Here is a 20,430-nt window from a genome sequence, read left to right as displayed (position 1 = left end):
ATGAGTGAGCGATTTTACCCGGGGTGGTGCATGCGGCTTTGCAGCTGGTTTCTGGCGTTCGGGGCCCTGCTGGGCGGGTGCGACCAGCACCGCATCGCCAAGCTGGAGGAGGGCGTCTCGACCGAGGCGGACGTGCGGGCGCAGTTCGGGCAGCCCGAGAACGTCTGGGACGGGCCGGGCGGCGCCCGCATCCTCGAATACAACCGCAGCCCGGAGGGGCACCGCAACTACATGATCACCATCGGCCCGGACGGCAGGATGTCCGCGCTGCGCCAGGTGCTGACGCCGGAGAACTTCGCGCGGGTGCAGCCGGGCATGCCGATGGAGGAGGTGCGGCGCATGCTCGGCAAGCCGGCGAGGAAGACGCCCTACCCGCTCAAGGGCGAGGAGGCGTGGGACTGGCGCTACATGCAGCCGCCCAACACCTCGATGATGTTCACCGTGTCGTTCGACCGCGACCTTCACGTGGTGCGTGCCTCCAGCGGCCCCGACCCCGACGCGCCCGAGAACAAGGGCGGCCCCTAGGCGGCCACTGCCGGCGGCGGCGCCAGCTGCTCCTCCAGCTCGGCGACGAAGCCGGCGCGCGCCATCACGTCGTGCGGCTGCTGCTGCACGTGGTCCAGGCGCAGCGTGCCGCCGCGCAGTTGCACCGCCTTGTGCAACTGGCGCAGCGCATCCAGCCCGGAGGTGTCCAGGTGCACCAGGTGCAGCGCGTCCAGCACCACCTGCGGCGCCGGCGGGCCGTTCTCCACGGCCTGCACCACCGGGTCGATCCGGGCCACCGCGCCGAAGAAGAGCGAGCCGTACAGCCGGTAGCGCAGCACGGGGCCTTCGGTGGTCACCGGTTCGACCTGGAACAGCGAGCTCATCTGCCGGATGAAGAACACGCAGGCGGCCACCAGCCCCACCTGCACGGCGACGGTGAGGTCGAACACCACCGTGAGGAAGAACGTGCCGAGCATCAGCACCCGGTAGTACATCTTGTACTGGCGCAGGTGCGCGAACTCGCGCCACTCGCCCATGTTCCACGCCGTGAACAGCAGGATGCCGGCGAGCACCGCCAGCGGCACGTGCAGCGCCAGCGGCGCGGCCGCCAGCACCACGACCGCCAGCGTGATGGCGTGCACCACGCCCGCCACCGGCGTGGTCGCGCCGGCGCGCACGTTGGTCACGGTGCGCGCGATCGTGCCGGTGGCGGGCATGCCGCCGAAGAACGGCACCACGAAGTTGGCCACGCCCTGCGCCATCAGTTCCTGGTTCGGGTCGTGCCGCGGCAGGCCGCTCACCTGGTCGGCCACGCGCGCGCACAGCAGCGACTCGATGGCGCCGAGCACGGCGATCGTCAGCGTGGGGGTCACCAGCTGCTTGACGGTCTCCCACGAGGCCCGGGGCAGCACGAAGGCGGGCAGCCCCTGGGGAATGCCGCCGAAGCGCGTGCCCAGCGTCTCCACCGGCAGGCGCAGCCACAGCGAGACGGCGGTCAGCGTGACCAGGGCCACCACCGGCCCGGGGATGCGGGCGCCCACGATGGCCGCGCTGCGCATGCCGGGCAGGTCCTCCAGCGCCTGCTGCATCGGCGAACGCGCGTGCCACAGGCGCGGCCAGACGACCAGCCCGACGACGCAGGCCGTGCCGAGCGCGAACGCCGAGGGATTGAAGGTGCCGATCGCGCCGGACAGCACGCGCAGCTGGGCAAAGAAGTCGGCCGGCATGTGCTCGACCCGCAGTCCCAGCCAGTCCTTCAGCTGCGAGGCCGCGATCAGGACGGCGATGCCGTTGGTGAAGCCGACCACGATGCTGACCGGCACGTAGCGCACCAGCGTGCCCAGCCGCAGCAGGCCCAGCAGGAAGAGCAGCACGCCGGCGGCCGCGGTGGCGATCATCAGGTTGGCCAGGCCGTACCGCTCGACGATGCCGTAGACGATGACGATGAAGGCCCCGGCGGGCCCGCCGATCTGGACGTTGCTGCCGCCCAGCAGCGCGACCAGCGCGCCGGCGATGATGGCGGTCCACAGGCCCGCCTCGGGCTTGAGGCCCGAGGCGATGGCGAAGGCCATGGCCAGCGGCAGGGCGACGATGCCGACCGTGACGCCGGCGCCCAGGTCATGCAGGAACCGGTCGCGGCCATAGCCGCGAAGGGCGTCCACGAGCCGTGGACGGAAGGTGAAGGGAATGCGCACGCGGATCTCCGGAGTTGGACCAGATTCGGCGTCCGCACGCCCGCGCGGACCCCGGCTCAGCGCGTTCGCGGGGGGCCGCAGTGGTGCAGGCGGGTGATGAAGCGGCGCCGCCGCGACTGCGGCAGCGTGGCGGGCGGGGGTGGCAGCAAGGCCATCGGCCCAGTTTACGCCTGCATCCCGGCCGTGGCCGGCCTCATTCGCCGCCCGGGATCACCGCATCGGCGGCGGCGCCGACGGCCTTGCCGGCGATGCGGGCGGTGCCGATGGCCGCGTCAGCAGCCAGGCCGACGCCCGAGACGGCGAGGCCGGCCGCGGTGTCCGCCACGGCAATGACTGCGCAACCGCCCAGCGGAGCAACGCAGGCTGCGAGAAGAAGGGCGGTGGCGGCGCGACGGCATGGCTGGCTGGAGCGAAGGGACGGCATGGAGGGGCTCGTGGATGAGCCGGCCCATTCTATGGATGAGTCCCCCGCCCGCCGGTGACCAGCGGTAAGCAGTTGTTGGGCAGCCGCGCCCTGTCCGTCAGCGCGCGGCCTGCTCGCGGACGTAGGCCGCCAGCGTCTGCGCCAGCGCGGCCAGGTCGCGCTGCACCGAGTCGAAGCCGGCGTTGCGCTCGCGCGTGGCCTCGTCCATGTACAGCGGCCGGCGGATCTCGATCTGCAGGCTGTGGCGGCGCCGGGCCGGCTGCCCGATGCGCGCGATCAGCTGCACCCCCTTGTACGGGTCGTTGCGCGCCACCCGGTAGCCGAAACCTCGCAGCTCGCGCTCGACCAGGTCGACGAAGGCCGGCTCGCAGGTGGTGCCGTCGCGGTCGCCGAGCACGAAGTCGGCCAGCGGGTGCGGGCTGACGATCTGCAGGCGCTCGTAGGCGTCGTTGGGCATCGAGTGCAGGTTCAGGTGCCAGACCGCGCCGAACTGCCCGGTGCTGCGTTCGATGGCAGCCGCCAGCGCGGCGTGGTAGGGCCGGTAGTAGCGGTCGATGCGCTGGCGGACCTCGGCCACGGTGAGGCGTCGGTCGTAGATCGGCTGGCCGGCGCGCAGGTTGCGCCACACCAGTCCGTAGCCCAGGCGCGTCTTCTCGCCCGGCGCCAGCGGCTCGGGCCAGGGCGCATCGAGCAGGTCGGGATCGAGGTCTTCGAGCGTGCGGTTCGGATCGATGTAGGTGCGCGGGAAGTGCGCGGCCAGCAGCGTGCCGCCGACCTGCGGCACCGCCTGCCACAGGGCCTCGACGTGGGTGTCCTCGCCGCCGCGCAGCTGCTCGCGCGCGATGGCATGGCCGAAGTCGTCCGGGTACCAGGTGCCGCTGTGCGGGGAGTCGCACACCAGCGGCACCGCCGGTGCCTGCGGCTCGAGCAGGGTGAACGGAGCCATCGCGCGCTCAGTCCAGCTGGATCTTGGCCATCTTGGCCACGCGCTGGTAGCGCTCCATGGCCTGCTGGATCTGCTTGCCGAACTCCGCCGGCGTGCCGGGGATCAGCGTCGCGCCGGACTCCTCGATCTTGTGCACGAACTCGGGGTTCTTCATCGCCTTGTGGAACGCCTGGTTCAGGCGGTTGACCACCTCCGGCGGCGTGCCGGCGGGGGCCACCAGGCCGAACCAGCCGCCGCCGCCCATCTGGGGATAGCCCAGCTCGCCGTAGGTGGGCACGTCGGGCAGCGCGGGGGAGCGCTTTTCCGACAGCACGGCCAGCGGGCGCAGCTTGCCGGCCTTGATGTGCGGCAGCGCGGTCGGCAGGTTGTCGGTGATGGCGTCCACCTGGCCGGCCAGCGCGTCGTTCATCGCCAGCCCGGCGCCCTTGTACGGCACGTGCAGCAGCTGGATCTTGGCCAGGGCGGCGAAGTGCTCGATGTTGGCGTGGCCGAGCGAGCCGGTGCCGGGCGAGCCGAAGCTGTACTTGCCCGGATTGGCGCGGGCCAGCGCCAGGAACTGCTTCATGTCCTGGGCCGGCACCTTCGGATTGACCGCGAACACGCTGGGCGTGGTGGCGACGTTGGTGATCGGCGTGAAGTCCTTGACCGGGTCGTACTTGAGCTTGCTGCCGTAGACCGCGGGGTTGGCGCCGTGGGTGCTGACGGTGGCCATGCCCAGGGTGTAGCCATCGGCCTTGGCCTTGGCGACGAACTCCATGCCCAGCGAGCCGCCGGCGCCCGCGCGGTTCTCCACCACGATCGGCTGGCCGAGCTCGCGGGCGCCGTATTCGGCGATCAGGCGGGCGGCCAGGTCGGTCGAGCCGCCGGGGGCGAACGGCACCACCAGCTTGATCGGCTGGCTGGGAAAGGGCTGCTGGGCGGCGGCGATGCCGGTCGCCGCGAGGGCGGCGGCGCAGGCGATGGTTTGGAGGAACTGGCGCGTTTTCATGGTTCTCGACAGGTGGGAGCGAAGTGCGCCGCGAGCCTACGGTGCGCCGGCGGCGGCGGCAAACGACTTTTGGGTCGGCGGTGATGACATGTTGTAATCGGCCGATGCCGATCCGCAGCCCTTCGCTGGTGGAGTTGCATGCCTTCCTGGCCGTGGCCCGCAGCGGCAGCTTCCGCAAGGCGGCCGAGCAGCTTTGCGTGACCCAGGCCGCCGTGAGCCGGGCGGTGCTGCGCCTGGAGGAGGAGCTGGGACTGGACGTGCTGACCCGCTCGGGCGCCGGCGTGCGCCTGACCCCCGAGGGCGAGGAGCTGCGGCGCCGCATCGAAAAGCCCCTCGCCGCGCTGGAGGCCGCCGCCGTGCACCTGCGCCGCCGGTCCGACCGCATGCGGCTGCGGCTGTCGGTGGTGCCCAGCCTCGGCAACCTGTGGCTGATGCCGCGGGTGGAGGACTTCCGCGCGCGGCATCCCGAGGTCGAACTCGAGCTGCGGCAGTACCACCACGACGAGGACTTCCTGCGCGACGACGTGGACCTGTGGATCGCGCTGAAGGATCCGGCGCGCCGGCAGTGGCCGCGTCAGCTGGCCGCCAGCTACCTGGTGGGCCGCGAGATCGTGGCCGTGTGCGCGCCGCGCCGCGCTCGCGCCATCGGCTCGGCCGCCGACCTGCTGGCGCAGCCACTGCTGTACCACTCGTCCTACCGCGACAACTGGGCCCTGTGGGCACGGGCCGTGGGCGCCAGCCTGCCGGCGCGCTGGCGCGGCACCGGCTTCGACCTGGTGATCAACCTGATCGAGGCGGCGCGGGCCGGCATGGGGGTGGCCGTGGTGCAGGCCTGCATGGTCGAGGCCGACCTGGCGGCCGGGCGGTTGGTGATGCCGGTGGCCGGCAGCGCGTCGACCGGGCGCGGCTACTGGCTGTGCCGGCGGCGCGCTCTCGGTGCGCATCCGGCGGCCGACCTGTTCACCGACTGGATCAAGGCGCAGGCCGCGGCCAGCGTGCCGGCCCCCGCGGCGCCGCGCCGGCGCCGTTCGGCGCCCTAGGGCCGGACGCCGCAGTCCAGCGCCGGTCAGCGCACCCGCATGCCGGGCTGCGCGCCGGGCCAGGGCTCCAGCACGTAGATGCCCTTGTCGGCCTTGTCGTCGGCGTGGCTGGCGGCCAGCACCATGCCCTCGCTGACGCCGAACTTCATCTTGCGCGGCGCCAGGTTGGCTACCAGCACCGTGAGCTTGCCCACCAGCTGCTCCGGCTGGTAGGCCGAGGCGATGCCGGAGAACACGTTGCGGGTGCGGCCCTCGCCGACGTCCAGCGTCAGGCGCAGCAGCTTGGTCGAGCCTTCCACCGCCTCGCAGTTCACGATCCTGGCGATGCGCAGGTCGACCTTGGCGAAGTCGTCGATGGTGATGGTCGGGGCGATGGCCTCGCCGCCGGGCAGGGCCGGCGCCGCTTCGGCCGCCGGCGCGGCAGCGGGCGGCTCGAACAGCGCGTCGACCTGCTTGGGATCGACACGCTGCATCAGGTGCTTGTAGTCGCCCACCTGGTGGCCGGGGCCGAGCGGCCGGGCGGCGGTGGCCCAGTCGAGCGGCTCGCAGCGCAGGAACGCCTCGGCCTGGGCGGCCAGCGCCGGCAGCACGGGCTTGAGGCAGGCGGTCATGACCTTGAAGGCTTCCAGGCACTCGGAGCACACCAGCGCCGCCTCGTCGGCCTTGCCTTCCTTGACCAGCTTCCAGGGCGCGGCGCCGTCGAAGCGCAGGTTCACCTCGTCGGCGAAGGCCATGATCTCGCGCAGCGCCTTGCCGTACTCGCGGCCCTCGTACAGGTTGCGCACCTCGTCCAGCAGGCGCTCGCTGCGCCCCTGGCTGCCCGGGAACGGGCCGACCAGCTTGCCGCCGGGCACGAACTTGGCCGCGCGGCTGGCGATGTTGACGTACTTGCCGATCAGGTCGGCGTTGACGCGGGCGATGAAGTCCTCGGGGTTGAAGTCGACGTCCTCGACCTTGCCATTGAGCTTGGCGGCGATGTAGTAGCGCAGCCACTCGGGGTTCATGCCCAGCGACAGGTACTTGAGCGGGTCGATGCCGGTGCCGCGGCTCTTGCTCATCTTCTCGCCGCTGACGGTGATGAAGCCGTGCACGTTGACCTGGCTGGGCGTCTTGCGGCCCGAGAACTGCAGCATGGCGGGCCAGAACAGCGTGTGGAAGTACACGATGTCCTTGCCGATGAAGTGCACCTGCTCGACCTGCGGGTCGGCGATGAACTGCTCGAACGACGCCTCGGTGCGCGAGGGCGCGTGCCAGTGGCCGCGGGCCTGGCCCTTGTCGAAGTGGTTCTTCAGGCTGGCCAGGTAGCCGACCGGGGCGTCGAGCCAGACGTAGAAGTACTTGCCCGGCGCATCCGGGATCTCGATGCCGAAGTAGGGCGACTCGCGGCTGATGTCCCAGTCGGCCATGCCGGCCTCGAACCACTCGCCGGCCTTCCTGGCCATCTCGGGCTGCAGTTTCCCGTCCTGCGTCCAGGCCTTGAGGAAGTCGACCACCTGGGGGTCGGACAGCCGGAAGAAGAAGTGCTCCGAGTGGCGCAGCTCGGGCCGGGCGCCGGTGAGGGTGGAGTAGGGCTCGATCAGCTCGGTGGGCGCGTAGACGCTGCTGCACACCTCGCAGCTGTCGCCGTACTGGTCCTTGGCGTGGCAGACCGGGCATTCGCCCTTGATGTAGCGGTCGGGCAGGAACATGCCCTTGACCGGGTCGTAGAACTGCTCGATGGTGCGGGTGGTCACCATCCCGTTGGCCTTGAGCGCCTTGTAGATGCCCTGCGCCAGTTCGGTGTTCTCGGGGCTGTCGGTCGAGTGCCAGTTGTCGAAGCGGATGTGGAAGCCGTCCAGGTACTCCCGGCGGCCGGCCGCGATCTCGGCGACGAACTGCTGCGGCGTCTTGCCGGCCTTCTCGGCGGCGATCATGATGGGCGCGCCGTGCGCGTCGTCGGCGCCCACGAAGTGCACCATGTGCCCGCCCATGCGCTGGTGCCGCACCCAGATGTCGGCCTGGATGTACTCCATGATGTGGCCGATGTGGAACTTGCCGTTCGCGTAGGGAAGGGCGGTGGTGACGAAAAGCTTGCGCTGGGGCATGGGGAGGGAATCCGCGGGGAACCCGTGATTTTAGAGGGGTCGCTACACTGGACGGTTCACATCCAAGAAGTAGCCGACATGGCGTCCCAAGACCAACTGCTCGCCGCGCTCGCGGCCGTCAAGGACCCGAACACGGGCCAGGACTTCGTTTCCACCAAGGCCATCCGCAACCTGCAGGTGCAGGGCGGCGACGTCGCCTTCGACGTCGAGCTGGGCTATCCCGCCAGGTCGCAGGTGCCCGCGCTGCGCCAGGCGCTGGTGGCCGCCGCCCGCGCCGTGCCGGGCGTGGCCAACGTCTCGGTCAACATCACCACCAAGGTGCTCGCCCACGCCGTGCAGCGCGGCGTGCAGCTGATGCCCAACGTGAAGAACATCATCGCCGTCGCGTCGGGCAAGGGCGGGGTGGGCAAGAGCACCACCGCCGTCAACCTGGCGCTGGCGCTGGCCGCCGAGGGCGCCTCGGTGGGCCTGCTGGACGCCGACATCTACGGCCCCAGCCAGCCGATGATGATGGGCATCGACGCCCGCCCGGAGAGCGACGACGGCAAGACCATGGAGCCGCTGGAGAACTACGGCGTGCAGGTCATGTCGATCGGCTTCCTGGTCAACCCCGACGAGGCCATGATCTGGCGCGGCCCCATGGCCACGCAGGCGCTGGAGCAGCTGCTGCGGCAGACCAACTGGCGCGACCTGGACTACCTGGTGGTCGACCTGCCGCCGGGCACCGGCGACATCCAGCTCACGCTCTCGCAGCGCGTGCCCATGACCGGCGCGGTGATCGTCACCACACCGCAGGACATCGCGCTGCTCGACGCGCGCAAGGCCGTCGCCATGTTCGAGAAGGTCGGCGTGCCGATCGTCGGCCTGGTGGAGAACATGGCGGTGCACGTGTGCAGCAACTGTGGCCACGTCGAGCACATCTTCGGCGAGGGCGGCGGCAAGCGCTACGCCGCCGAGCGCGGCCTGGCGTACCTGGGCGCGCTGCCGCTGGACATGTCGATCCGGATGCAGGCCGACGGCGGCAAGCCCACCGTCGTGGCCGACCCGGACGGCAAGCTGGCCGGCATCTACAAGGACGTCGCGCGCCAGGTCGCGGTGAAGGTCGCGTCCAAGGCGAAGGACTTCTCCGCCAAGTTCCCGACGATCACCGTCTCCAAGGACACTTGAGGCGCGCGATGGCCGACCGTCCGAGCCTGCCGGTCGCCGTCGTGATGCGGCGCGAGCGCATCGACAACCGCTGGCAGCCATGGCGGTGGGTGCTGCACGACGTCGTGCAGCACGAGCCTGCGTTCGGCACCGAGGCGCGGCGCATCTATGCCGGCGAGCGTGAGGAGCGCTGGCTGCATCCCGGCTTCTCGGTCGAGCTGTTCCGCGACGATGCCGAGGGCTACTACCTCAACGCCACCACCGACGCCCCCGGCTGGTTCGTGCTCTGGCGCATGGAGGAGGAGCCCACCGTGGCCGACGAGCCCATCGCCCGGCCGCAGATCGTCACCCTGAGCTACTACGACGCGGGGCGCTGGCTGGACGCGCAGGAGACGGTGGAGCAGGTGCCCGCGCCGCCGCAGGTGGTCGACTGGCTGCGCAGCTTCGTCGAGGCGCACTACGTGCCGGAGCCCAAGAAGCGCAAGCGGCCCGAGAGCTTCCGGCCGCTGCAGGACCGCTTCGGCAATCCCGCGAGCGTGAGCACCGGCAAGAAGGGCGGGGGCGGCCATGTCTGAAGGCTTCCTGGGCCGCTGGTCGCGCCGCAAGCTCGATGCCAGGGAGGGCAAGCCGCTGGAGGCCGAGCCCGAGGACGCCGCCGCACCGGCGCCGGACGGGGCGCCGGCGGTGGCGCCTGCGGCGCCCGCGCCCGCGCCCGCGCAGCCGGTGCGTGCCGAAGCGGCCCCCGCGCCGGCCCAGCCGGCCCCGGAGCCGCCGCCCACGCTGGAGGACGCGAGCCGGCTCACGCCCGAGTCCGACTTCCGCCGCTTCGTCGCGCGCGACGTGGCCCCGGACGTGAAGAACGCGGCGGTCCGCAAGCTGTTCGCCGACCCGCGCTACAACGTGATGGACGGGCTGGACGTCTACATCGACGACTACAGCCAGCCGGACCCGATGCCGGAGTCGATGCTGCGGCAACTGGCCAGCGCGCAGTTCCTGGGGCTCTTCCGTGCGGAAGACCGGGAAGACGAGCCGGGTTCGGGGCCAAGTGGTTCCACCGACGAGCCGGGCGCGCAAACCGTGGCACAGTCGGACGCCCCCCTGTCCGACCCCATTTCCCCCGCGCCCGATGCCCACCCTGATCTGCGACTGCAACAAGACGATGCCGCTGAAGGCGGCGAGCCTGGGCACGGCACTGGGTGAGCCGCTGGCGCTGCACAGCACGCTGTGCCGCCGCGAAGCGGGCGCCTACCAGCAGGCGATCCAGGGGGCCGAGCCCGTGGTCGTCGCCTGCACCCAGGAAAGCAGGCTGTTCGCCGAGATCGGCCAGGAAACGCCCGGCGCCCTCGCGCCGGTGCGGTTCGTCAACATCCGCGAGACCGGCGGCTGGAGCCGCGACGCGTCGCAGGCCATGCCCAAGATCGCCGCGCTGCTGGCGGCCGCCCGGCTGCCCGAGCCGGAGCCGGTGCCCACGGTCACCTACCGCAGCGCCGGCCGCGTGCTGGTGATCGGCGCGCTCGAGCAGGCCGAGCGCGCCGCGGCGCTGCTGCAGGACGCCCTCGACGTCACCCTGTTCGCGCAGGGCGGCGCCGGCTCGCAGGAGCGGCGCCATCCCGTGCTCGCCGGCCGCATCGACGCGCTCACCGGCTGGCTGGGCGCCTTCCAGCTCACCTGGACCGCCACCAACCCGATCGACCTGGACATGTGCACGCGCTGCAATGCCTGTGTGGCCGCATGCCCCGAGCAGGCGATCGGCCTGGACTACCAGGTCGACCTGGCGCGCTGCACCGGCCATCGCGCGTGCGTGAAGGCGTGCGAGGCCGCCGGCGCCATCGACTTCGAGCGCCCCGCGCGCACCGACAGCGACACCTTCGACCTGGTGCTCGACCTGCGCGCGCAGCCCGCGTTCGCGCAGCACGCGCCGCCCCAGGGCTATTTCCACGTGCCGGCGCCCGACGGCCCCGAGGGGCTGCGCACCGTGCTGCGCCTGCGCGAGCTGGTCGGCGAGTTCGAGAAGCCCAAGTTCTTCGTCTACAAGCAGAAGCTGTGCGCCCACAGCCGCAACGAGCAGGTGGGCTGCAACGCCTGCGTCGAGATCTGCTCGGCGCTCGCCATCTCGAGCGACCGCGAGCGCCAGCAGATCCAGGTCAACCCGAACCTGTGCGTCGGCTGCGGCGCCTGCACCACCGTGTGCCCCACCGGCGCGCTGACGTACGCGTACCCGCGCGCGGGCGAGCAGGGGCTCAAGCTGCGCACCCTGCTGGCCACGTACGCGCAGGCCGGCGGCCGCGACGCGACGCTGCTGCTGCACAGCCAGGAGCGTGGCCAGTCGCTGGTCGAGGCGCTCGGCCGCCAGGCCCGCCTGGGCCGCGCGCACGGCATCCCGGCCCATGTCATCCCGGTGGCCCTGTGGCACACCGCCAGCACCGGCATCGACCTGTGGCTGTCGGCCATCGCGTTCGGTGCCCGGCAGGTGGTGGTGCTCGTCACGGGCGAAGAGGCGCCGCAGTACCTGGCGGGGCTGCAGGCGCAGATGGCGGTGGCGCAGGCCATCGTGCGCGGCCTGGGCTACGCCGGCACGCACTTCGAGCTGCTGCGCGCCGACTCGCCGGCGGCGCTGGACGCCGGCCTGCGCTCGCTGCAGGCCACCCGCCAGGCCGGGCCGAAGGAGCCGGCCCGCTTCGCCGTCGCGACGGAAAAGCGCGCGACGCTCGAGCTGGCCCTGGACCACCTGGTCGCCCAGGCCCCGGCGCTGCCCGAGACGATCGAGCTGCCGCGCGAGGGCTCGCCGTTCGGCGCCATCGCCGTCGACAAGGACCGCTGCACGCTGTGCATGAGTTGCGTGAGCGCCTGCCCCGCCAGCGCGCTGCAGGACAACCCGCAGGCGCCGCAGCTGCGCTTCATCGAGCGCAACTGCGTGCAGTGCGGCCTGTGCGCCACCACCTGCCCGGAGGACGCCATCACGCTGCAGCCGCGCCTGCTGCTCACGCCCCAGCGGCGCGAGGCGCGCGTGCTGAACGAGACAAAACCCTTCGCCTGCGTGCGCTGCGGCAAGCCCTTCGGCACCCTGAAGGCGATCGAGGCCATGCTGGGCAAGCTCTCGGGCCATCCCATGTTCCAGGGCGCCGCGCAGGAGCGCCTGAAGATGTGCGGCGACTGCCGCGTGGTCGACATGTATTCGGCCGAGCACGAAGTGAGGATCAGCGATGTCTGAAGCGCCGCCGGTGTCGTCCGCGCTGGACGAGGAGACTGCCCGGGCCGACGTCTACGGCCTGCTGGCGCAGCTCTATTACGCGCCGCCGCCCGCCGAGCTGCTGGGGGCCCTGCGCGTCGCCGTCACCGAGGCGCCGGCGGCGGGGGCTTTCCTGGAGGAGCCGTGGCGGGCCGTCGTGGCCGCGGCCCGCGACCTGGACGCCGGCGCCATCGCCGCCGAGTTCGATGCGCTGTTCGGCGGCGTGGGCAAGCCCGACATCTTCCTGTTCGGCTCGCACTATCTCAGTGGCTTCCTCAACGAGCGGCCGCTCGCCCAGCTGCGCAGCGACCTGCAGGCGCTGGGCCTGACGCGCGACGAGGCGATGCCGGAGACCGAGGACCACCTGGCCTACCTGTGCGAGGTGATGCGCTACCTGATCGCCGGCGACGACGTGGCGGTGGCCAACCTCGCGCGCCAGCGCGAGTTCTTCTCGGCCCATCTGCAGCCGTGGATCGGCACCCTGTGCGACGCCATCGCCGCGCACCCGCGGGCGCGCTTCTACGGCGCGCTCGCCGGCTTCACGCAGGCCTTCGCCAGCGTGGAGCAGCAGGGCTTCGACCTGCTGGCCTGACACGGGCCTTACGACCGAGCAATTCTTTCGGCTGCCGTGAATACCCGGTCCATCCAAATGCGTACAAGGGGATACATTCCGGTCACATCGGCAGGCCTTCCATGCCGGCAACCATGCAGTTCGTAGGAGACAGCACCATGAGCCAGCCCCCCAGCAAGCTCTCCCGGCGCACCCTGTTCGCAGGCGCCGGGACCGCGGGCGCACTAGCCGCCGCGGCCAGCCTGATCCCCGCCGCACGCGAGGCCGCCGAGACGACGGCCACGCCGAAGCAGCCGCCGGAGCGGGGCGGCGGCTACGAGCTCTCCGAGCACGTCAAGCGCTACTACCGCACGACCCGCCTCTAACCCTCCGCTACCCGGAGACCCCCATGCTGCTCACCAAGAAATCGCAGGCGGCCGCGCCCGGCGCGCGCTCGCCCTTCGTCCACAGCCTGCAGCGCGGCCTGTCGCACGCGCTTCCCACGCTCGACCGCCGCGCCTTCCTGCGCCGCTCGGGCCTGGGGGTCGGCGTCGGCATCGCGGCCTCCAGCCTGACGCTGGTGAAGAAGGCCCGCGCCGCCGAGGGCCGCGACACCGCCGTCGGCAAGGGCAAGGTCGAAGTCAAGCGCACCGTGTGCACCCACTGCTCGGTGGGCTGCGCGGTCGACGCGGTGGTGGAAAACGGCGTCTGGGTGCGCCAGGAGCCGGTGTTCGACTCGCCGATCAACCTGGGCGCGCACTGCGCCAAGGGCGCGGCGCTGCGCGAGCACGGCCACGGCGAGTACCGCCTGCGCTACCCGATGAAGCTGGTGAACGGCAAGTACGAGCGCATCGGCTGGGACCAGGCCCTGGGCGAGATCAGCGCCAGGCTGCAGGAGTTGCGCAAGGCCAGCGGCCCCGACTCCGTGTTCTGGGTCGGCTCGTCCAAGCACAACAACGAGCAGGCGTACCTGATGCGCAAGTTCGTCAGCTACTGGGGCAGCAACAACACCGACCACCAGGCCCGCATCTGCCACTCCACCACCGTCGCCGGCGTCGCGAACACGTGGGGCTACGGCGCGATGACGAATTCGTACAACGACATGCAGAACACCAAGCTGGCGTTGTACATCGGCTCCAACGCCGCGGAGGCGCACCCGGTCAGCATGATGCACATGCTGCACGCCAAGGAGAGCGGCGCCAAGTTCATCGTCGTCGACCCGCGCTTCACCCGCACGGCCGCCAAGGCCGACCAGTACGTGCGCATCCGCTCCGGCTCGGACATCCCGTTCCTGTTCGGCATCCTGCACCACATCTTCAAGAACGGCTGGGAAGACAAGAAGTACATCAACGACCGCGTCTACGGCATGGACAAGGTCCGCGAGGACGTGCTGGCCAAGTGGACGCCCGACAAGGTGCAGGAGGCCTGCGGCGTCGACGAGCAGACCATGGCCGGCCTGGCGCGCCAGATGGCCGAGAACCGCCCCGGCACCATCGTGTGGTGCATGGGCCAGACCCAGCACTCCATCGGCAACGCCATGGTGCGCGCCACCTGCATCCTGCAGCTGGCGCTGGGCAACGTGGGCGTGTCCGGCGGCGGCGCGAACATCTTCCGCGGCCACGACAACGTGCAGGGCGCCACCGACGTCGGCCCCAACCCCGACTCCCTGCCCGGGTACTACGGCCTGGTGGAAGGCTCCTGGCGCCACTTCGCCAAGGGCTGGGGCGTCGACTACGACTGGATCAAGGGCCGCTACGCCAGCCCCGCGATGATGACCAAGCCCGGCATCACCGTCTCGCGTTGGATCGACGGCGTGCTGGAGAAGAACGAGAACATCGACCAGGACGCGAACCTGCGTGCGCTGGTGTTCTGGGGCCACGCGCCCAACTCGCAGACCCGCGGGCTGGAGATGAAGCGGGCGATGGACAAGCTCGACCTGCTGGTGGTGATCGACCCGTATCCGTCCGCCACCGCGGCGATGGCGGCCATGCCCGGCAAGCCCGAGGACCTGAACCCCAACCGCGCGGTGTACCTGCTGCCCGCGGCCACCCAGTTCGAGACCAGCGGCTCCGTCACCGCGTCCAACCGCTCGCTGCAGTGGCGCGAGAAGGTGATCGAGCCGCTCTGGGAAAGCCGCAGCGACCACATGATCATGTACCAGCTGGCCGAGAAGCTCGGCTTCGGCAAGGAACTGGTCAAGAACTACAAGATGCAGAAGGTCAAGGGCATGGACGAGCCCGTGCCCGAGGACATCCTGCGCGAGATCAACAAGACCTGCTGGAGCATCGGCTACACGGGCCAGAGCCCCGAGCGGCTCAAGGCGCACATGCGCGGCATGCACATGTTCGACGTCAAGTCGCTCAAGGCCAAGGGCAGCTGGGTCGACAAGGAGACCGGCTACGACATCGCCGGCGACTACTTCGGCCTGCCGTGGCCCTGCTACGGCGCGCCCGACCTCAAGCACCCCGGCTCGCCCAACCTGTACGACACCAGCAAGCACGTCATGGACGGCGGCGGCAACTTCCGCGCCAACTTCGGCGTGGAAAAGGACGGCGTCAACCTGCTGGCCGAGGATGGCTCGCACTCCAAGGGCGCCGACATCACCACCGGCTACCCCGAGTTCGACCACGTGCTGCTCAAGAAGCTGGGCTGGTGGGACGAGCTCAGCGACGCCGAGAAGCTGCTGGCCGAGGGCAAGAACTGGAAGACCGACAACTCCGGCGGCATCATCCGGGTGGTCATGAAGAACCATGGCTGCCACCCGTTCGGCAACGCCAAGGCGCGCGCGGTCGTGTGGAACTTCCCCGACGGCATCCCGCAGCACCGCGAGCCGATCTACAGCACGCGGCCCGACCTGGTGGCCAAGTACCCGACCCACGACGACAAGAAGGCGTTCTGGCGCCTGCCCACCCTGTACAAGACGCTGCAGGAGAAGAACGTCGCCGACAAGGTGGCGCAGAAGTTCCCGCTCATCCTCACCTCCGGCCGCCTGGTCGAGTACGAGGGCGGCGGCGAGGAGACGCGCTCGAACCCCTGGCTGGCCGAGCTGCAGCAGGAGGCCTACGTCGAGATCAACCCGAAGGCCGCCGCCGACCGCGGCATCCGCAACGGCGAGTACGTGTGGCTGAACAGCCCCACGGGCGCGCGCCTGAAGGTGCAGGCGATGGTCACCGAGCGCGTGGGCCCGGACACGGTGTGGATGCCGTTCCACTTCTCGGGCCGCTGGCAGGGCGCCGACATGCTGGCGTACTACCCGAACGGCGCGCACCCCGTGGTGCGCGGCGAGGCGGTCAACACCGCCACCACCTATGGCTACGACAGCGTGACGATGATGCAGGAGACGAAGACGACCATCTGCAACATCGAGCGGTTCGCCTGAGCGAAGGGGAGATCGACATGGCAAGAATGAAATTCATCTGCGACGCGGAGCGCTGCATCGAGTGCAACGGCTGCGTCACGGCGTGCAAGAACGAGCACGAGATCCCCTGGGGCGTGAACCGCCGCCGCGTGGTCACCCTCAACGACGGCGTGCCGGGCGAGAAGTCGATCTCGGTCGCCTGCATGCACTGCTCCGACGCGCCGTGCATGGCGGTGTGCCCGGTCAACTGCTTCTACCGCACCGACGAGGGCGTGGTGCTGCACGACAAGGACGTCTGCATCGGCTGCGGCTACTGCAGCTATGCCTGCCCGTTCGGCGCGCCGCAGTTCCCCGCCAGCGGCACCTTCGGCGTGCGCGGCAAGATGGACAAGTGCACCTTCTGCGCCGGCGGCCCCGAGGCCAACGGCTCGGAGGCCGAGTTCGACAAGTACGGCCGCAACCGCCTCGCCGAGGGCAAGCTGCCCGCGTGCGCGGAGATGTGCTCCACCAAGGCCCTGCTCGCCGGCGACGGCGACGTGGTGGCCGACATCTTCCGCAACCGCGTGGTCAAGCGCGGCAAGGGCGCCGAGGTGTGGGGCTGGGGCACCGCCTACGGCTCGCAGCAGGCCGGCCAGCCGTCGGGAGCCAAGTCATGATGCGTCTTGCCATCCTCACCGCCGGCGCGCTCGCGCTGGCCGCCTGCGGCGAGAAGCCGCAGACGATCGGCAGCAACATCCGCAGCGACACCGCCGCGTTCCAGGGCACGGGACATGTCTTCCAGGCCCCGGGCTGGAAGGCGGGCGACCGCGCCAGTTGGGAGGCGCAGCTCAAGACGCGCGCCCAGGGGCAGAACGACTATGCCAAGGTCAACTAGCCTTCCGCGCTGGCTGGCCGCGGCCGCCCTGGCGCTCACGGTCGCCGGTGGCGCGCTGGCGCAGGCCAGCCAGCCGGCCGCCAACACCACGCCCGGCGCGCAGCCCGCGCCGGCAGGCATCCAGGGCCAGAACATCTTCAGCGTCAAGCCCGAAGGCGCGGTGCCCGGGCAGGTGCGGCCGGACGCCAGCGCCGACCCCAACTACGCGAAGCAGACCAACGGCGAGCGCGCCCGGGTGCAGCCGGGCAACAACGCGCCGATGTGGCGCCAGGTCGGCTCGGGCACGCAGGGCTTCTCCAGCCTGCCCAGGTCCGAGGCGCCCGAGGCGGGCGTGCTGGTGCAGCCCTTCGTCGTCTATCCCGGCTCGCGCCACACCAACGCGGGCGAAGCGTGGCGGCAGGTGCGCAACCAGTGGCTCATTCCCTACGGCGGCTCGCTGCTGCTGATCGTGCTGGGCGCGCTGGCGATCTTCTTCTTCACGCGCGGCCGCATCGGCGAGCACGAGGTGGGCGACGGCGGCCGGCGCATCGAGCGCTTCACCCCGTTCGAGCGCTCGGCGCACTGGGCCAACGCCATCGCGTTCTCCATCCTGGCGATCTCCGGGCTGGTGATGGCGTTCGGCCAGTTCATCCTGCGGCCCCTCATGGGCGCCCAGCTGTTCGGCTGGCTGACCTACGTGCTGAAGAACCTGCACAACTTCGTCGGCCCGCTCTTCGTGGTGTCGCTGGTCATCGTCTTCATCACCTTCCTGCGCGACAACCTGCCGCAACGGGGCGACCTGCGCTGGGCGCTGCACCTGGGCGGCATGCTCTCGCGCGACGGCCACGAGCTGCCCTCGCACCGCTTCAATGCCGGCGAGAAGGTCGTGTTCTGGGGCGGCGTGTTCCTGCTGGGCATCGTGGTGGCCTCCTCGGGCCTCGTGCTCGACAAGCTGCTGCCGGGCATCGTCTACGAGCGCCAGACCATGCAGGTCGCGCACATGGTCCATGCCGTGGCCACCGTGCTCATGATGGCCATGTTCCTCGGCCACATCTACATCGGCACCATCGGCATGCGCGGGGCCTACAGCGCCATGCGCGACGGCTGGGTCGGCGACGACTGGGCGCGCGAGCACCACGCCTACTGGTACGACGAGATCGCCGCCGGCAAGATCCCGGCCCAGCGCAGCAAGCCCGCGGTTCCGCCCCTGCCGGTCGATCCCGCCCGCACCGCCTGAAAGACAAGCCATGACCCAGCGACTCCTCATCGTCCTGCTCGCCGCGTCCTTCGGTGGCGCCGCGTTCGCCAAGCTGCCCGTGCCGGACGAAACGTCCAAGGCCAAGGCGGCCGAGACCGCCGCCAAGGCCGCGTGGCAGAACAAGGTCGACGCCTACCAGCTGTGCAAGGCGCAGGACCGCGTCGCCGCGAAGTTCGCCAACAAGAGCGCGACCCGTCCGGCGGCGCCGGCCTCCGCCACGGTGGCCAAGGCAGCGTCGGCACCCGCGCCGGTGGGGGCCGCGTCCGCGGCCGTCGGCGCCGCCCCGGCCAGCCAGCCGACGCCGGTGTCCACCGCGGGCGCGCCGCCAACCCCCTGCAGCGATCCGGGCCCGTTCGCCTACAACCCGCCGCAGCAGACGCCGCTGGAGACCTCGGGCGCGCATTCGCCCGCCGGCATGGCCACCAAGCCGCCGAGCGTGAACGCCGAGTCGTCCAAGGTCGCCCCCGGCACCAAGTAACCGCACGGCGCCGGGTCCCTTCGGCCCGGCCTACACTGCGCGCGATGCTGCCCCGCCTGACCGAGGCCCGCGCGCCCCTCACGCGCGAGATCGACGCCGTCGACGAACACGGCGTGCCCCAGCGCATCGCCATCCCGGCCGAGCGCGACCTGACGATCTATGTCGACCGCCGCGAGCTCGTGACCCTGATGACGCTCGGCGCCCATCCCGAATGGCTGGTGCTGGGCTACCTGCGCAACCAGCGCCTGGTGCAGTCGCCCGGCGAGATCGAGTCCATCACCGTCGACTGGGAGGTGTCCAGCGCCGCCGTGAAGACCCGTGCGGGCATCGACCGCATCGAGGAACGCACGGCGCGGCGCGTGGTCACCACCGGCTGCGGCCAGGGCAGCGTGTTCGGCGCGCTCATGGACGAGGTGGGCGCCCTCGCATTGCCCGAGGCGTCGCTGGACCAGCAGGCGCTGTACGGCATCCTGGAGGCCATCCGGCACCAGGAGAGCACGTACAAGTCCGCCGGTTCGGTGCACGGCTGCGCGCTGTTCCGCGGCAGCGAACTGCTGCTGTTCGTCGAGGACGTGGGCCGCCACAACGCCATCGACACCATCGCGGGCTGGATGTGGCTGCAGCCGCAGCCGGTCGATGCCGGCGCGCAGCCGCTGGTCTTCTACACGACCGGCCGCCTGACCAGCGAGATGGTCATCAAGTCCGCGCAGATGGGCGTGGCGATCGTCGTCTCGCGCAGCGGCATGACCGAGATGGGGCACGCGATCGCGACCCGGCTGGGCCTGTGCACGATCGGCCGCGCGCTCAACAAGCGGTTCCTCTGCTATACGGGCGCGCAGCGCCTGCGCTGGCAGCCCGGGCTCGCCGGGCAGGCGGCCACGGCGCCCTGATCAGTTCGCGCGCAGATCAGTTCGCGCGCAGTTCGCGGCCGAGGCCGGCCGGCGTGCGGTAGGCCGGACGCGCGGTCGGCAGGTTGCGCCGGCCCGGCCGTTGCATGCGCCAGTCCTCGAAGTCGCTCGTGACCTGGGCCACCAGCAGCGGCAGCGAGTCGTGCAGGTGCACCGAGATGCGCGGCAGGCGCAGGGCGTCGTCGTCCCAGCGCGCGCGCGAACTGATGATCGTCGTGGCCATGGCGTAGCCGGCCTCGCGCACCATCTCGGCGTGCTCGGGCCGGTGGTCCCCGTACGGGTAGCAGAAGCTGCGCACGGGCACGCCGAGCGCCGCCTCCAGGTCGCGCTTGCAGCCCGCGATCTCCTCGCGCGCCGTCGCGTCGTCGCACTGCATGAGGTTCACGTGGTTGCGCGTGTGCGCGCCGACCTCCATGCCGGCCGCGAGCCAGGCCCGCAGGTGGTCCAGCTGCATCAGGGGCACCGCCGGCGCGCCCTTGTCGTGGTCCCAGACATTGGAGCCGCCGATCTGGGCGCTGACGACGAAGGAGGTGGCCGTGAAGCCCAGCCGCTGCAGCAGGGGCAGGGCGTTCTGGAAATTGTTCAGGTAACCGTCGTCGAGCGTGATGCCGAACACCTTGCCGGTCTTCTCCCCGCGCAGGTAGGGCTCCAGGTCCCTCATCGACAAGCCGCGCCAGCCGAGCGCCTTGAGCATGCGCAGCTGGAGCGCGAAGCGCCAGGGCGGCAGGACCAGCGCGCGCACCGGCGTGCCCCGGCCCGGCGGACGCGCCGTCTGGTGGTACGACAGGATGGCGATGGGTTGCCGCTCACGGGCCGCGATGCCTGGCGTTGCCGGATGGGATTGCATGCTTGGTGTCTCCTGGGCAAGCTGATCTTCGACCGCTGCCTCAGCCTTGCTGTAGGCGCGGACCCCGTCGTCCTGTCATCCGCAGAACCGGTAGTCCGTCCGGGCCACTGATGCGCACAAGCGTGGCACTCGCGTGCACCA

At 70.9% G+C, this 20,430-nt stretch carries 20 protein-coding genes; 14 read left to right on the top strand and 6 right to left on the bottom strand.

From position 1 onward, the window contains the following. The first annotated feature begins 30 nt into the window (after nucleotides 1–30). Complete coding sequence (gene bamE / locus AC3ANR_RS17110; protein ID WP_488291836.1) at nucleotides 31–525, top strand: outer membrane protein assembly factor BamE domain-containing protein; 495 nt, start codon at nucleotides 31–33, stop codon at nucleotides 523–525. Here bamE and AC3ANR_RS17105 read toward each other — a convergent pair. From AC3ANR_RS17105 to AC3ANR_RS17090, 4 genes are all read right to left on the bottom strand, one after another. Beyond that, nucleotides 522–2,180 carry a SulP family inorganic anion transporter gene (locus AC3ANR_RS17105; RefSeq protein ID WP_488289308.1) on the bottom strand — a complete coding sequence of 553 codons (1,659 nt, stop codon included), beginning with the start codon at nucleotides 2,178–2,180 and terminating at the stop codon, nucleotides 522–524. The genes bamE and AC3ANR_RS17105 overlap by 4 nt on opposite strands. Before the next feature lie 193 nt (nucleotides 2,181–2,373). After that, the gene (locus AC3ANR_RS17100) at nucleotides 2,374–2,604 is read right to left on the bottom strand and encodes a hypothetical protein (protein WP_488289307.1); all 231 of its coding nucleotides are present in this window, start codon (nucleotides 2,602–2,604) and stop codon (nucleotides 2,374–2,376) included. A 97-nt stretch (nucleotides 2,605–2,701) separates the two neighbouring features. Next, nucleotides 2,702–3,550, bottom strand: a complete 849-nt coding sequence (locus AC3ANR_RS17095; protein ID WP_488289306.1) for an N-formylglutamate amidohydrolase — start codon at nucleotides 3,548–3,550, stop codon at nucleotides 2,702–2,704. A gap of 7 nt (nucleotides 3,551–3,557) precedes the next feature. Continuing rightward, a complete protein-coding gene (locus AC3ANR_RS17090; protein WP_488289305.1) occupies nucleotides 3,558–4,538 on the bottom strand; it encodes a tripartite tricarboxylate transporter substrate binding protein BugE in 981 nt (326 codons plus the stop codon). Between the two features lie 104 nt (nucleotides 4,539–4,642). On the opposite strand from AC3ANR_RS17090, the gene AC3ANR_RS17085 reads away from it, so the two are divergent. After that, the gene (locus tag AC3ANR_RS17085) at nucleotides 4,643–5,578 is read left to right on the top strand and encodes a LysR substrate-binding domain-containing protein (RefSeq protein ID WP_488289304.1); all 936 of its coding nucleotides are present in this window, start codon (nucleotides 4,643–4,645) and stop codon (nucleotides 5,576–5,578) included. Nucleotides 5,579–5,604: 26 nt separating this feature from the next. On the opposite strand, the gene metG is transcribed toward AC3ANR_RS17085, so the two are convergent. Further along, nucleotides 5,605–7,662, bottom strand: coding sequence for a methionine--tRNA ligase (gene metG, locus AC3ANR_RS17080; RefSeq protein ID WP_488289303.1), 2,058 nt, complete (start codon nucleotides 7,660–7,662; stop codon nucleotides 5,605–5,607). A gap of 78 nt (nucleotides 7,663–7,740) precedes the next feature. Here metG and apbC point away from each other — a divergent pair, with 78 nt between their 5' ends. The 12 genes from apbC to AC3ANR_RS17020 all read left to right on the top strand — a co-directional run bounded on the left by apbC (nucleotide 7,741) and on the right by AC3ANR_RS17020 (nucleotide 19,424). Then, entirely contained in the window at nucleotides 7,741–8,829 is a 1,089-nt protein-coding gene (apbC, locus tag AC3ANR_RS17075) for an iron-sulfur cluster carrier protein ApbC (protein ID WP_488289302.1), read from the top strand. An 8-nt stretch (nucleotides 8,830–8,837) separates the two neighbouring features. After that, a complete protein-coding gene (locus tag AC3ANR_RS17070; protein WP_488289301.1) occupies nucleotides 8,838–9,383 on the top strand; it encodes a DUF3305 domain-containing protein in 546 nt (181 codons plus the stop codon). Continuing rightward, entirely contained in the window at nucleotides 9,376–10,008 is a 633-nt protein-coding gene (locus tag AC3ANR_RS17065) for a DUF3306 domain-containing protein (RefSeq protein WP_488289300.1), read from the top strand. The genes AC3ANR_RS17070 and AC3ANR_RS17065 overlap by 8 nt, the downstream gene beginning before the upstream one ends. After that, complete coding sequence (locus AC3ANR_RS17060; protein ID WP_488289299.1) at nucleotides 9,935–12,019, top strand: 4Fe-4S binding protein; 2,085 nt, start codon at nucleotides 9,935–9,937, stop codon at nucleotides 12,017–12,019. The genes AC3ANR_RS17065 and AC3ANR_RS17060 overlap by 74 nt, the downstream gene beginning before the upstream one ends. Then, nucleotides 12,012–12,629 (top strand): TorD/DmsD family molecular chaperone, encoded by a 618-nt coding sequence (locus AC3ANR_RS17055; protein ID WP_488289298.1) that lies wholly within the window; start codon nucleotides 12,012–12,014, stop codon nucleotides 12,627–12,629. The genes AC3ANR_RS17060 and AC3ANR_RS17055 overlap by 8 nt, the downstream gene beginning before the upstream one ends. A gap of 137 nt (nucleotides 12,630–12,766) precedes the next feature. Then, on the top strand, nucleotides 12,767–12,973 hold the full coding sequence (locus AC3ANR_RS17050) for a formate dehydrogenase (RefSeq protein ID WP_488289297.1): 207 nt from the start codon (nucleotides 12,767–12,769) through the stop codon (nucleotides 12,971–12,973). 23 nt (nucleotides 12,974–12,996) lie between these two features. Further along, nucleotides 12,997–15,966 carry a formate dehydrogenase subunit alpha gene (locus tag AC3ANR_RS17045; protein ID WP_488289296.1) on the top strand — a complete coding sequence of 990 codons (2,970 nt, stop codon included), beginning with the start codon at nucleotides 12,997–12,999 and terminating at the stop codon, nucleotides 15,964–15,966. Nucleotides 15,967–15,983: 17 nt separating this feature from the next. After that, entirely contained in the window at nucleotides 15,984–16,601 is a 618-nt protein-coding gene (fdh3B, locus tag AC3ANR_RS17040; RefSeq protein ID WP_488289295.1) for a formate dehydrogenase FDH3 subunit beta, read from the top strand. Continuing rightward, complete coding sequence (locus AC3ANR_RS17035; protein ID WP_488289294.1) at nucleotides 16,598–16,819, top strand: hypothetical protein; 222 nt, start codon at nucleotides 16,598–16,600, stop codon at nucleotides 16,817–16,819. The genes fdh3B and AC3ANR_RS17035 overlap by 4 nt, the downstream gene beginning before the upstream one ends. Beyond that, a complete protein-coding gene (locus AC3ANR_RS17030; protein ID WP_488289293.1) occupies nucleotides 16,803–18,035 on the top strand; it encodes a formate dehydrogenase subunit gamma in 1,233 nt (410 codons plus the stop codon). Before AC3ANR_RS17035 ends, AC3ANR_RS17030 begins: the two co-directional genes overlap by 17 nt. Before the next feature lie 10 nt (nucleotides 18,036–18,045). After that, the gene (locus AC3ANR_RS17025; protein ID WP_488289292.1) at nucleotides 18,046–18,534 is read left to right on the top strand and encodes a hypothetical protein; all 489 of its coding nucleotides are present in this window, start codon (nucleotides 18,046–18,048) and stop codon (nucleotides 18,532–18,534) included. A gap of 44 nt (nucleotides 18,535–18,578) precedes the next feature. Next, the gene (locus AC3ANR_RS17020) at nucleotides 18,579–19,424 is read left to right on the top strand and encodes a formate dehydrogenase accessory sulfurtransferase FdhD (RefSeq protein ID WP_488289291.1); all 846 of its coding nucleotides are present in this window, start codon (nucleotides 18,579–18,581) and stop codon (nucleotides 19,422–19,424) included. 16 nt (nucleotides 19,425–19,440) lie between these two features. Here AC3ANR_RS17020 and AC3ANR_RS17015 read toward each other — a convergent pair whose 3' ends face one another. Further along, nucleotides 19,441–20,289: a polysaccharide deacetylase family protein gene (locus AC3ANR_RS17015; protein WP_488289290.1), complete on the bottom strand. Its 849-nt coding sequence runs from the start codon at nucleotides 20,287–20,289 to the stop codon at nucleotides 19,441–19,443. Between the last annotated feature and the right edge of the window lie 141 nt (nucleotides 20,290–20,430).

The sequence above is a fragment of the Ramlibacter sp. JJN2-2R genome, assembly GCF_057747835.1.
Note: the sequence above shows the minus strand (reverse complement) of the source record. Positions and strands in the feature narration are given on the sequence as shown.

Bases quoted from the DNA above. Each gene is read 5' to 3' on its own strand.
- fdh3B (WP_488289295.1), top strand. From the start codon at position 15,984: ATGGCAAGAATGAAATTCATCTGCGACGCGGAGCGCTGCATCGAGTGC.
- AC3ANR_RS17085 (WP_488289304.1), top strand. From the start codon at position 4,643: ATGCCGATCCGCAGCCCTTCGCTGGTGGAGTTGCATGCCTTCCTGGCC.
- AC3ANR_RS17050 (WP_488289297.1), top strand. From the start codon at position 12,767: ATGAGCCAGCCCCCCAGCAAGCTCTCCCGGCGCACCCTGTTCGCAGGC.
- AC3ANR_RS17095 (WP_488289306.1), bottom strand. From the start codon at position 3,550: ATGGCTCCGTTCACCCTGCTCGAGCCGCAGGCACCGGCGGTGCCGCTG.
- AC3ANR_RS17035 (WP_488289294.1), top strand. From the start codon at position 16,598: ATGATGCGTCTTGCCATCCTCACCGCCGGCGCGCTCGCGCTGGCCGCC.
- AC3ANR_RS17025 (WP_488289292.1), top strand. From the start codon at position 18,046: ATGACCCAGCGACTCCTCATCGTCCTGCTCGCCGCGTCCTTCGGTGGC.
- AC3ANR_RS17020 (WP_488289291.1), top strand. From the start codon at position 18,579: ATGCTGCCCCGCCTGACCGAGGCCCGCGCGCCCCTCACGCGCGAGATC.
- AC3ANR_RS17065 (WP_488289300.1), top strand. From the start codon at position 9,376: ATGTCTGAAGGCTTCCTGGGCCGCTGGTCGCGCCGCAAGCTCGATGCC.
- AC3ANR_RS17015 (WP_488289290.1), bottom strand. From the start codon at position 20,289: ATGCAATCCCATCCGGCAACGCCAGGCATCGCGGCCCGTGAGCGGCAA.
- AC3ANR_RS17060 (WP_488289299.1), top strand. From the start codon at position 9,935: ATGCCCACCCTGATCTGCGACTGCAACAAGACGATGCCGCTGAAGGCG.
- bamE (WP_488291836.1), top strand. From the start codon at position 31: ATGCGGCTTTGCAGCTGGTTTCTGGCGTTCGGGGCCCTGCTGGGCGGG.
- AC3ANR_RS17090 (WP_488289305.1), bottom strand. From the start codon at position 4,538: ATGAAAACGCGCCAGTTCCTCCAAACCATCGCCTGCGCCGCCGCCCTC.
- AC3ANR_RS17055 (WP_488289298.1), top strand. From the start codon at position 12,012: ATGTCTGAAGCGCCGCCGGTGTCGTCCGCGCTGGACGAGGAGACTGCC.
- AC3ANR_RS17030 (WP_488289293.1), top strand. From the start codon at position 16,803: ATGCCAAGGTCAACTAGCCTTCCGCGCTGGCTGGCCGCGGCCGCCCTG.
- apbC (WP_488289302.1), top strand. From the start codon at position 7,741: ATGGCGTCCCAAGACCAACTGCTCGCCGCGCTCGCGGCCGTCAAGGAC.
- AC3ANR_RS17070 (WP_488289301.1), top strand. From the start codon at position 8,838: ATGGCCGACCGTCCGAGCCTGCCGGTCGCCGTCGTGATGCGGCGCGAG.
- metG (WP_488289303.1), bottom strand. From the start codon at position 7,662: ATGCCCCAGCGCAAGCTTTTCGTCACCACCGCCCTTCCCTACGCGAAC.
- AC3ANR_RS17100 (WP_488289307.1), bottom strand. From the start codon at position 2,604: ATGCCGTCCCTTCGCTCCAGCCAGCCATGCCGTCGCGCCGCCACCGCC.
- AC3ANR_RS17045 (WP_488289296.1), top strand. From the start codon at position 12,997: ATGCTGCTCACCAAGAAATCGCAGGCGGCCGCGCCCGGCGCGCGCTCG.